The organism is uncultured Lactobacillus sp. (assembly GCF_944327175.1).
Lineage (GTDB): Bacteria > Bacillota > Bacilli > Lactobacillales > Lactobacillaceae > Lactobacillus.
This window is the reverse complement of record NZ_CALVGT010000029.1, coordinates 1-10,921: the sequence shown is the minus strand read 5'-3', so window position 1 is coordinate 10,921 and position 10,921 is coordinate 1. Positions and strand designations below refer to the sequence as shown.

9 protein-coding genes and 2 pseudogenes are annotated in these 10,921 nt (G+C 44.4%); 3 read left to right on the top strand and 8 right to left on the bottom strand.

Going from position 1 to position 10,921, the window contains the following annotated elements:
* The first annotated feature begins 79 nt into the window (after positions 1-79).
* On the top strand, positions 80-796 hold the full coding sequence (locus Q0J41_RS04055; RefSeq protein ID WP_296226437.1) for a LytTR family DNA-binding domain-containing protein: 717 nt from the start codon (positions 80-82) through the stop codon (positions 794-796).
* Positions 796-2,109: a sensor histidine kinase gene (locus tag Q0J41_RS04050; protein WP_296226435.1), complete on the top strand. Its 1,314-nt coding sequence runs from the start codon at positions 796-798 to the stop codon at positions 2,107-2,109. Before Q0J41_RS04055 ends, Q0J41_RS04050 begins: the two co-directional genes overlap by 1 nt.
* Positions 2,110-2,162: 53 nt before the next feature.
* Here the strand turns inward: Q0J41_RS04050 and mcrC are convergent, their stop codons facing one another.
* The 6 genes from mcrC to Q0J41_RS04020 form a co-directional block, all read right to left on the bottom strand.
* Positions 2,163-3,230, bottom strand: coding sequence for a 5-methylcytosine-specific restriction endonuclease system specificity protein McrC (gene mcrC, locus Q0J41_RS04045; protein WP_296226433.1), 1,068 nt, complete (start codon positions 3,228-3,230; stop codon positions 2,163-2,165).
* Positions 3,223-5,226 (bottom strand): AAA family ATPase, encoded by a 2,004-nt coding sequence (locus Q0J41_RS04040; protein ID WP_296226430.1) that lies wholly within the window; start codon positions 5,224-5,226, stop codon positions 3,223-3,225. Before Q0J41_RS04040 ends, mcrC begins: the two co-directional genes overlap by 8 nt.
* Positions 5,227-5,384: 158 nt before the next feature.
* On the bottom strand, positions 5,385-5,873 hold the full coding sequence (locus tag Q0J41_RS04035) for a PTS sugar transporter subunit IIB (RefSeq protein ID WP_296226428.1): 489 nt from the start codon (positions 5,871-5,873) through the stop codon (positions 5,385-5,387).
* Between the two features lie 14 nt (positions 5,874-5,887).
* Positions 5,888-6,301, bottom strand: a complete 414-nt coding sequence (locus Q0J41_RS04030) for a PTS sugar transporter subunit IIA (RefSeq protein WP_296226425.1) — start codon at positions 6,299-6,301, stop codon at positions 5,888-5,890.
* 11 nt (positions 6,302-6,312) lie between these two features.
* Positions 6,313-8,004, bottom strand: a complete 1,692-nt coding sequence (locus tag Q0J41_RS04025) for a PTS system mannose/fructose/sorbose family transporter subunit IID (RefSeq protein ID WP_296226423.1) — start codon at positions 8,002-8,004, stop codon at positions 6,313-6,315.
* 18 nt (positions 8,005-8,022) lie between these two features.
* Positions 8,023-8,742 (bottom strand): transaldolase, encoded by a 720-nt coding sequence (locus Q0J41_RS04020; protein ID WP_296226421.1) that lies wholly within the window; start codon positions 8,740-8,742, stop codon positions 8,023-8,025.
* A 136-nt stretch (positions 8,743-8,878) separates the two neighbouring features.
* Here Q0J41_RS04020 and Q0J41_RS04015 point away from each other — a divergent pair, with 136 nt between their 5' ends.
* Positions 8,879-9,874 (top strand): LacI family DNA-binding transcriptional regulator, encoded by a 996-nt coding sequence (locus Q0J41_RS04015; protein ID WP_296226419.1) that lies wholly within the window; start codon positions 8,879-8,881, stop codon positions 9,872-9,874.
* A 254-nt stretch (positions 9,875-10,128) separates the two neighbouring features.
* On the opposite strand, the pseudogene Q0J41_RS04010 reads toward Q0J41_RS04015, so the two are convergent.
* Together Q0J41_RS04010 and tnpB are read right to left on the bottom strand one after the other, a co-directional pair.
* Positions 10,129-10,329: pseudogene (locus Q0J41_RS04010) on the bottom strand (IS66 family transposase); the annotation flags it as partial.
* Positions 10,330-10,656: 327 nt separating this feature from the next.
* A pseudogene (gene tnpB, locus Q0J41_RS04005) lies at positions 10,657-10,913 on the bottom strand (IS66 family insertion sequence element accessory protein TnpB).
* Between the last annotated feature and the right edge of the window lie 8 nt (positions 10,914-10,921).

Sequence of the window (10,921 nt, the reverse complement as noted above, 5' to 3'; positions counted from 1 at the left end):
GCTTACCAGGCAAAAGCCCGCTATAATAAATGCTGTTTGTAAGCAATACCATAGGCGCTAGTAAAAGGAGTGTTAAATTATGCGAATCGCGATCGTTGAAGACAATCAGTCAGAAATGGAGCGCCTCAGCGCCCACTTCGCCCGCTACCAGCAGGAGTACCAGCAAAACTTTGAAATTGTTTGGTTTGACAATGGCCTAAAGTTCCTGGAAAGCTTCAACCATAATTTCGACGTGATCTACTTAGACGTGCAGATGCCGCTGATGGACGGAATGACGCTGGCGGCTAGGATCCGCAAAATCGACAAGACAATCCCGCTGATTTTTGTCACCAATTATGTCCAATATGCCATCGACGGCTACAAGGTTGATGCCAGCGACTTCTTGCTTAAGCCGGTCAATTACTTCAACTTTTGCGAGCACTTCAAGCGGATTGAAGACCGCTTCAAGCGCCAGGAAGACGCGATTGCTATTACTACTTCAGAAGGGATCGTCAAGGTCTTGCTGGATGAACTGTATTATGTTGAAAGCAATGCCCATACCATCTTCTACCATGTGCTAAGCAATGGGGATGAAAAGGTCCTGGAGACTTCGGATACGATGAAGAATGTTGAGCAAAAGCTGGCTGACTATAATTTCTACCGCTGCAACAACAGTTTTATCGTTAATTTAAAGCACGTTGCCGGCGTCAGCGGCAATGACGTCTTGATTGCCAACACCAGGTTGCCGATCAGCCGGCCACGCAAGAAGGGATTCATGAATGCTTTGACTGAATATATGGGGATCGGAGGTAAGTGATGGACATCAATTTGCCTGATATTCCCCGCTATTACACGGCTTTGGCGGAAAGCTCAGCCTGCATCATGATGATTGAGCAGCTGCCCCGTCAGCAGATACGGAGTAAGCGCTGGCTTGGCTACATTGCTTTTGCCCTGGGCCAAGTAGTCCTGCAGTATTTGGCTGGACAGTTGACGCTCGCTTTCTGGCTGCCGGGAATGTTTGCCAATTTAGCTTGGATGGGCTTCATGATTGGTTACTTAGAACAGACATCCACGGATGTTAAGTTCTATCACCTCAGCCGGGCCTTCATAACGGCGGAATTTATGGCCGCCCTGGCCTGGCAGCTGTACTGCCTGGGCATCCAATTCTTTGACCAGGCTTTTAGTAAGCTGCTGGAAATTCTGACCATGATCATCATTTACGCCTTGATCATCGCAGTCTTACATTATTTGCCCAAAAGCTCCCCGGACAACTACTCCCTCCTGCACATTTCCCACAAGTCAGCCCTGAACAGCCTCTTGATCATGGCCATGGTTTTTGCTGTCAGCAATATTGGCTTCCTCTTTCCCCGGGGACACTTTTATGTGGGCAATGGCTTTACGATTTTCACCGTTAGAACCTTCGTAGATCTCTGCGGGTTGCTCCTCTTTTCCCTGCAGGAAAACCAGCGCTATGAGCACTATTTGCAGCGGGATTTGACCAACATGAACAACATGTTCAACACGCAATATGAGCAGTATGAGGCTTTTCGCGAAAGCAATGAAATCGTTAACCAGCGCTTCCACGACTTGAAGCACCAGCTGGACATCATTGCCCTGGAAAGCAATTCAGACAAGCGGGACGAGTATATCAAGCGCCTGCAAGATGAAATCAAGCAATATAAGGCTGATGTCAAGACAGGCAATCCGATTGTTGACGTGGTCTTGACCAGAAAGAATGCCTACTGCATCAAGCATGGCATTACTCTAACCTGCATTGCCAACGGCCGCTTGCTGGACCAAATCGATACCATGGACCTCTGCAGCTTGCTGGGCAACAGTCTGGATAACGCCATTGAAGCTGTCAGCAAGATCCCTGACCCGGAGAAGCGGCTAATTGACCTGCGGATCACGCAAAAGGGAAATCTGATTGTCTATAATATCCGCAACTATACCGAAGCCCAGCCTAAACTGGAAAATGGTGCCTTGCCGAAAAGCACCAAGCAAGATACCAGCCGCCCCCACGGCTACGGTCTGCGCAGCATTGAGCAGATCGCCAAGCGCTACAACGCCACCATGAACTTGAGCGTCAAGAACAACTGGTTTTCCCTTACCGTTATGTTTGTGAGGTAGATAGAACGAGAAAAATCCCCGTACCTGCGATAGTGCAGATACGGGGATTTGCTTTATCCCAATTTTGGAAAGTATTCTGTTACAATTCTGTCTAATTGCTCTTTAATTAGTGGGAACTCCTGCCCCAGATCCAGTGTCTTCACGCTGATCTGGTTTCCGCTCATCTGATAGTCTTCATCTGGGACAATCTCCTCATCAGTCCTGGCATATAAGAGCATCCCTGCCACCGTATCGTCCCTCCGTACGGCCGCCAGATTCTTAACATAGGTAAAAATCTGATAAAGGTTAGCCGAGTAAATCGTCTTCGTGTCAAAGTTGCTCTGTAAGCTATGAGCATAATACTTGGCATCGATCACCAATTTCCTACCACCATATGACAAGAGCACATCTGACTTCATCACCGGCAATAAATGCTTGTTGCCATCGTCCAGCTGCCAGGGAATCATCGCGGCCTTTGCGGTAAAGCCGCAATACTTTTGCGCGTACTCTTGCACGTAATACTCAAGAATGAACTTCTCGTACAGGTGCGACATCCGCTGATCATCGGCAAAGTCAGTCAACCGTATTGTCCCTTGCTCTGTAGTCATGATTTTACCTTCAGTTAGCAACTCACATAATCCTAGTAGCAACCAATAACTCTGATTGTAACGGTGAAAACGAAGTTTATGCCATGACACTTTAGACAAATCAACCATATCAATCTCAGCAAAGAAGACCAACTCTTTCTTGAGCTGATCAAGGTATTTCTTGTCAGCCTTCTTTGACCTAACCAGCTGCCAGGCTGTCGCTTTTAGAATTTGATTGTATAAGTTATTGGCAGATAACTCATCAAAGTCACAGGCTACAAGTTTCCGGCAAGCCAGTTGATTGCGGACAGTTTCGACCATATCAACCTTGCCGCGGACAGCCGGCAGATTATCATGACAAGCTACATATTCACGGTACAGGCCCTGTTTAAGCTGCTTGCCGATCCCCTTAGCTAAGATTGCGGCAAACAGATTATCCAGATTATCAAAACTTTCCTTGTCAACATTTTGATAATCAGTTTCATGCAAGTTGCCAAACGCGTAGCTCAACATATAATAGACGTTCTTGATGAAGATACTCTTGTCCTTAATCATTGAGAACCTCATGCAGCGCGCTTTCCCAATGTTCCAGCTTATCCTGGTCATCAAACCAGTATTCTCTCAGCATCGGCAATATATCGTAATCAACAATCAGTCTTAGTTTATCACGCGTCCATTCTCCATCTGGATTGCTGAAGTAGCTGTGGCCAATGCAGAAACCTGGTCCAAGAGACGAATCTCTGCTGATCTCATCGTTAAGTTCTTCAATTCGGTTGATCAGTCTGTCAAAAATGACATTACTAGCAATCAGCTGTCGCTTCATAAAGCCAGTACTTTCAAAAGCTGGTTTCATATCAAAGAAGCTGAATCTCCGCCGCAAGGCATAATCAATCATTGCCAGGCTGCGGTCAGCAGTGTTCATCATGCCGATCAGATAAACATTGCTTGGAACGGCAAATGGTTCATCTGTGTAAGCCAAAGTTATCGGCTGATCTCGGTAATCCTTTTCGAGCAGTATGAGCAGCTCACCAAAAATTTTGCTTAAGTTGCCGCGATTTATCTCATCAATGATAAAGAAAAACGGATCATCTGGATGCTCAGCCGCCCGCTTGCAGAAGCGGTAAAAGCTACCATAGCGAAGTTCAAAGCCCTGTTCAGTAGGCTTGTAGCCCATCATGAAGTCTTCGTAAGTGTAGCTTTGGTGGAACTGGATCAGCTCAATATTTTCGTCCTTTTTCTGCCCCATCATTGCATACGCCAGCCGCTTAGCCGCAAAAGTCTTGCCTACACCAGGTGCGCCTTGCAGAATTATGTTCTTCTTGTACTTTAACAGTGCTGTTAAGCGATCATAGTCTGCTTCTGGCATGTAAACCTCTGAGAGAAAATTCTCTTTAGTATATGCCACCGGATTATGCTCTCTTACCTTATCCATAATGAAGTTGAATTCGTCTTCAGTTACCTTGAATAGTGAGCCAGTTGGGCTGATGAAAACTTCTAAGTCTTTCAGTTCCGGGGATTGCCGCAGGTCTTTATAAGCTACTGGATGTTCAAATTCTTCGATTTTCTTGAAAAAGACTGCCTCACCATCACTAGCCCGGCTGATTTCCATCAAAGCTACAATATTCCGGCTAGGATATGATTCATAGCCAATGACCTTGTCACCAACCCTTGCATCCAAGAAATGCTGGAAGACTCGTCTTTTATGACCACTTTCACTATAAAGGGTATAATAACGCTCCTCACCAATTTTTAAATCAGACAGGTTCCCAAAACTGGGATTAGCATTCAGCCACCAATACTGCTTCTGGCCAGTTGTAGGAATCAAATCACGATTCTGGGCAAGATAATTGCAGATATCGGATGCTAGTACCAAAAGCTTAGAATCCTTCTCAGCAGACCATTGAAAATCATTCCCAAACTTATCGCACAGGTAATGTAGATAATTTGGCTCCTCTTCAGTATCCCACTCAAGATAGTACGTATACTCATCAAACAGTAGCTGATTGTCAGATAATCGCTCAATAATTTCCTGGGCTACGACTAACCAATTTTGTAGATTCTTGACAGTAGCTTGTTGCTCAAATTCATAGTCTAACTTAAGCCAGCTAGCCAGTCTTTGACAGCCTCGCAAGTTAAATACAATGTATTTATCAGGTGAATTAAGGCAAAGCAACATACTGACCGTCTCTTCATCTAAAGCGTAGTCCTCGTCCAGCAATTCATTGGCTTGCTGTTTAAAGTTTTTGATTCGAATGACGGTGTCTTGATTTTCATCAAACAGATCAACCATCATTGCATGGACTATTTTCGGAGATCTTTCAATAAGTTCTAGCAACGCGTCACTATCAAACGTAAACGTATTGAGATTAAGAATGTTACTTAGATTCTGTACAACATCAGCAAACATGCTTTCAAAATCTTGGCCATCTAAGCTCCAATTATTCTGAAAGCATGCTATTGCTAACCACAAAGAATGATCACTATGAATTCTGTACTCAAAGTCCTTCTGGTACTCTTCCACTAAGTCGTCAAATCTGATTATATCCAACATTTCTAGTTTCCTCATCACATTTCTAATCAGGCAAAACGTCCTATCGCTATTGTACTTCACTAATCCAACGTAGTGGACAATAACTTGCACACAAAAACGCGGCCCCTTCATTTTGTGAAGAGATCCGCGTTTGTTGTCGAAGTTCTTGAGGAAGTTTATTATCCTTCGGTTTTCTTGTTAATCAAAGGAAGAATTGGCTGCTTTTCATTTTGAGGTGTGATTTGAACGTAAACGTCTACGCCCTTGTCAATCAGCCGCTTAAAGCACTCGTCTTCTTCCGGACTGGTCGAAATAAATTGGAAAAGTGGGCTACGGCCATCTTTGCCGGCCATACCGCCCAGATCCAAACTGTCGATCTTTATGCCATGGTCAACCAGGTATTCAACAGTTTCCGGTCCTTTAACCAAGATCAAGGTCGGCTCTTCCAAAGGCTGGCTTAAGAATTTTACACCATCTTCCTTATTGAAGACGCCAATTCCCTTGTCTTCTGGAACGGCTTGTTCAAATACCGAGATCATAAAATCATTGGCTGCAGTTGCATCATCGATGATCAAAATATCTTCAGCACCAGTTTCCTTAAGCCATTTAGTCATAACTTGTCCATGGATCAAGCGGTCATCAATTCTAGTCAATACTAAGTTTTCCATACTGACTCCTTCCTTCACTTTAGCAATCTTCTGCGTCTGGTCTGGGGCATTTCTTCCAGCTCAATTCCCCAGTTATCTTGACTCAGCGCGATCTGCACTGCTTCATCCGCTGTTGCTGGCATCCCCGTCAACACTGAAAGCAGCATTGGCACATTTACCCCAGCAACAACTTTAAAGTCTAGCTTTTGCTTAGTCATCATGGCCATATTGTAAGGCGTTCCACCCTTCAAATCAATCAAGAGCAGAACTTCGCCTTTTTCTTGCCGACTTTCTATCAGCTTTTGCAGATCCTGCTGATACTGTTCAGGATCTTCTCCAGGTCGGAAGGATAAAGCTGACAGATTCTCAGCCGGACCAGTGATCATTTCAGCCGTCTGCTTTAGCCCAAGGCAAAAATCACCATGACTTGCCAAAATAATTTCTACCATATGTGCACCTCTTAGGAAGCCAGACCAAGGATTCCCGCGTAAGAGCAGATAATGCCCAATACGAAGATACCAATAATAATCCAGGTTGCATTGACTTTCTTTCTAAGCAAGTACCAAACCAACATTGTGATCCCCAAAGGTAACAAGCATGGTGCCAGTTGATTCAGCAAAGCTTGAACCTTAACAGTACTCTGCCCTACATGCCATACGATTGGGCACTTCACGGCTACTTTAGTCGCGGCCATTGTCCCGACAACCATCAAACCAACGATACTAAAGGCCTTAGTAACCTTGTCCAAGATCCCGGTCTTCAAAATATCAATGACTGACTTACGCCCAGTCTTGTACCCGTACATAAAGAGCCAGTAACCAATTGCGTAGATAATAACCAGGAAGACTACCGTAAAGAAGATTGGCCCAAAGTAATTCTTTTCCAAAGCCATTGAGCAACCAATACTTGCCAAGATTGGGAACAAGATCCCTTGTTGAACCGTGTCACCAATACCTGCGGCCGGTCCCATCAAACCAGTACGAACACCGTTGATGTCCTCAGCGCTAATTGCGGCACCATTAGCACGAGCTTCTTCCATTGACAAGGCAACGCCGTGAATGACCGGCCCAATCATGTGTGGTTCAGTGTTGAAGAAGACCATGTACTTCTTCAATTCTTCGGCTTGCCGTTTCTCATCATTTGGATACAGCTTGCGGATTGGTTCAATCATCATGTTGGTCAAGCCCAAAGCCTGCATACGTTCATAGTTGTAGCAAACTTCATCGCTTTGTTCCCAAAGCCAAGTCTTGACCAAATCCTTGTGGGTCAGCTTGTTCTTATATTCAATCGCAGGTTCAGCTGCCTTAAGGTCAGCTGTGTTTTGAGGAGCGGTCGGAGATACTTCAGCAACTTTGCCAGTTCTGTTTTCCAAAGTAAGGCGGCGAACCTTTTTCTTCGGGGCTGCAGCTTCAACAGTTTGACCCTTCTTTGAATCGTTAAGGAAGATCAAGTAAGCCAGCAAACCAGCAAAGATAGCGATAGCCATCGTCTGCAAGTTCAAGTATGCCGTAAGGAAGAAACCGATAAAGAAGTATGGCATCAATGATTTCTTACCCAGGTAGTTCAGCAACATAGCAATCCCCATGGCTGGCATGATCGCACCAACAACTTCAAGAGCAGTCGTCAGATCTTGAGGGATAGCTTTCAGCAAACCCTTGGCCCAGCCTTGGCCAAACATGACCATGCAGAATGCCGGAATCCCATAGAGAACGGCTGCGGTAAAGAAGCTTGGTACATAATTCCAGAAGCGAATAGCCTTAACATTCCCTTTCTCCAGAGCAGCGTCTGCCCGGTGTACCCAGAATGAGTTGATTGTTTCATAGGCATTGACCATCAGCAGACCAATCAATGAGAATGGCACTGCGAAGGTAACGGCCAGTTTAGGGTTAGCACCTGACAGAATTGTTAATGCGGTCCCAAAGATACCAGCAACCATTGTGTTTGATGGCATTACACCACCGGTATTAATCCAGCCAAGATATACCAGTTGAATCTGGGCACCAGCCAGCATCCCCAGCATTGGTTGCCCCATGAAGATACCTACCAAAAGCCCCGTTGTTAATGGATAGGTCATCGTTCTAGTAGCAGGTGCAAAGAACCACCACTGAGATACGATCGCTAGCAGAGCTACTAAGAGAGCAGATAAAAACATCTTTTAACCCCCACTATCTTACAAAATTGAAAAACCAAGTTTCTGCACATCCGCGTTAAATCCACGAACAGTTTCCAAGCTTCTTTGTTCAGGACTCTCGCCGATCAACGGGAACTTGTCGATCGTTGATTGCGTGCAAGTGATAATGTCGCAACCATCACGGTCAGCAGCAAAGACATTAAATACTTCACGGCAGCTTGCCCAGAGCAGGAGGTTCTTGCCACCATTTGCGTGACAAATTTCAGCACATTCCTTCATGATTGGTTCTGGGTCAATACCAATATCAGCCAAGCGTCCGGCAAAGACAGAGATGATGTTGACGCTGCCCGGCTTAAGTGCGTTTACGGTCTCTTTAACTTGTTCAACAGTGAAGATTGCTGTAACATTTACTTGAATCCCCTCTTCAGATAATTCATGAATAAGAGGGATTGAGCTTTCACCCTTAGTGTTGGTGATTGGAATCTTAACGAAAACGTTATCACCAAGTGAGCTGAGCTTTTCGGCTTCTTTCTTCATCGTTGGAAAGTCATCAGCAAATACTTCGAAAGAGATCGGCAGGCCAGTTACCTTGTCCAAAACTTCTTGGGCAAATTCCACATAATTGGTGATACCGGCCTTCTTCATCAATGACGGATTGGTCGTAAACCCTTTGATCATGCCAGTTTCCTTAGCCTTAACCATGTCAGAGATCACGGCACCGTCAGCATAGAGTTGAACATGTAAATCTTCTAGTCTCATTAGTCTTACTCCTTTATTCAAAACTTGTTTGCTTAAGTCTTTTATCTTTATCACATCACGGACTAGGCAAACGTTTCCATTTCTTCAAGAAGTATTGTACAATAGAACTAACTAAAAAGTAAAGCGGTTTCTAAAAATGAATATTTCAATTAAAGACATTGCCAAGAAAACTGGCTATGCCGTATCAACTGTATCACGGGTTCTTAATGGTAAAGGATACTTTTCCAAGGAAGCCGAAATAAAAATTAAGCAAGCAGCTAAAGAGATGGGCTATCAGCAAAATCCCCTGGCATTAGGGATGAAGACGGGAAGCCTTAGTATGATTGCGATTATCGTACCCGACATCATGAATGCATACTATGCTCAATTGGTAGAAACTTGTGAACGGATCCTATTCAAGGCCGGTTATTTGACAATCATTTGCTCATCCGACAGAAATCCCGATACCGAAAAGAGATATGTTGAGAAGTTGGGACATGGTCTAGTAAGCGGACTTATTATCATTTCCAGTTTAGAAGTGAAAGATAAATTTCCCAACTATGATCTCCCAACTGTCTATATTGACCGATTCCCTAAGTTAAAAGATGGAATCGTTTGCGTTGCTAGTGACAATTACCAAGGTGGTGTTCTGGCAGCTAATCATTTAATTGATACAGGTACTTATCCAATTATGATTACCACGGCAGGAGACAGATTTTCAAGTAACGAAAAAAGAATCCTCGGCTTCAGCAATACTTGCCAAAGCCGAGGACTCGAGCCTAACATTATTAAGATTTCAGCTACATCTGAAGATCTGGATCTAGAAGCAGAAAAAGACAGTTTTGATAGTAAAATATCTGAGTTGCTCAGCCAACATAAAAGAGTAGGTATCTTCTGCATCAACGACAACTTGGCAGCATTCATGTATCAAGAGGCCTCAATGTTGGGATACAAGGTACCGGAACAAGTAGCCATCGTTGGTTTTGACGGATCAGCTAAGTCAAAAGAGCTTGGTATTACTTCTATCCGTCAAGACATCAACACGATTTGCGACGTTTGCTGTAACAATTTACTTTCTATGATCCACAAATCAAAAATATACGATGCCTCACAAACTATTCCTGTAAGCTTGATCAAGCGTAAGACTACGTAAGGATCAAATAGTACAACATAGCCCCCGCCCTAGTAATGCTAAGGTGGGGGTTAATTAGTTTATGGGACTTCTTCTGGCAACTGTAAATGGGCTTCCAGACGTTGATTATCCATCAATGGCTACCTGACTACTCATACTCTTGGATCGATCCAAGAGTTTCCAAGTACGCCTATAATATAACTAGCCATGGCCTCATCACCACGACAATAGCTAGTTCTTACGCTCCACAACGGTCAATTCGCTTAACCTGGTCTCGGAATATAGAGCAACTCCTGTCTAGCACAGAAGCCACCTATCTCTTTCAGCTCGTGCTGGCAATCTGGACAGGTAAGGCCATCCAACTGGTAATGAGCCTTCTCGCCCGGCAGAGAATCTAAGATATCTTGCTTTCTGCCGACTTGCTTACGTCTCTTATAGGTAATAGTTTCGGTAATGCGAGGGTAAGTCCTCATCATCTTGGGAGGCATTGTCTTCTTCGAAAAGGCTCAGCTGATCTGGGTTGACGATACTTTATTTGCCGTAAAGCTTACAAGTCAAATACTCAACTTGTTCAGTAAGAAGGGCAATCTGGCTTAAGCAGCTCTTCGTTAGCTGCTTTGAGCGTTTCGATTAAAGCTGAAATTTCTTTGTCGGTCATGGTTATCGTCCCTCCTTGATTCATAAAATCATAAGAATACCAGAAAAGCTCGTGAAATCATTACATCACGAGCTCTTGTGTTTTTAACTTTAGGATCAATGGTAGAGTCCTGCATCAAGTGCATGACTTGCTCATCGGACAGCTCTCAAATTTCGTCTTCATTGTTTGGCCAGGCTAGCTTCCCATTCTCAAAGCGTTTATAGAGCAGCCAGAATCCCTGGCCGTCCCAATAAAGTGCTTTGAATCGGTCCTCCGACTGCCACAGAAGAGAAAGACACATCCAGAGAAGGGATCGAGATTGAAGCTCTTCTTAACTATGTAAGCAAGCGAATCGATTCCCCGACGCATATCGGTCTTACCACAAACAATGAACACTCGACCTAACTCAGCCAGATTAATCATGGCTAAAG

Coding starts and splice junctions, on each gene's coding strand:
- mcrC (WP_296226433.1), bottom strand. CDS start 3,230: ATGATTAAGGACAAGAGTATCTTCATCAAGAACGTCTATTATATGTTG.
- Q0J41_RS04015 (WP_296226419.1), top strand. CDS start 8,879: ATGAATATTTCAATTAAAGACATTGCCAAGAAAACTGGCTATGCCGTA.
- Q0J41_RS04035 (WP_296226428.1), bottom strand. CDS start 5,873: ATGGAAAACTTAGTATTGACTAGAATTGATGACCGCTTGATCCATGGA.
- Q0J41_RS04030 (WP_296226425.1), bottom strand. CDS start 6,301: ATGGTAGAAATTATTTTGGCAAGTCATGGTGATTTTTGCCTTGGGCTA.
- Q0J41_RS04055 (WP_296226437.1), top strand. CDS start 80: ATGCGAATCGCGATCGTTGAAGACAATCAGTCAGAAATGGAGCGCCTC.
- Q0J41_RS04040 (WP_296226430.1), bottom strand. CDS start 5,226: ATGTTGGATATAATCAGATTTGACGACTTAGTGGAAGAGTACCAGAAG.
- Q0J41_RS04025 (WP_296226423.1), bottom strand. CDS start 8,004: ATGTTTTTATCTGCTCTCTTAGTAGCTCTGCTAGCGATCGTATCTCAG.
- Q0J41_RS04020 (WP_296226421.1), bottom strand. CDS start 8,742: ATGAGACTAGAAGATTTACATGTTCAACTCTATGCTGACGGTGCCGTG.
- Q0J41_RS04050 (WP_296226435.1), top strand. CDS start 796: ATGGACATCAATTTGCCTGATATTCCCCGCTATTACACGGCTTTGGCG.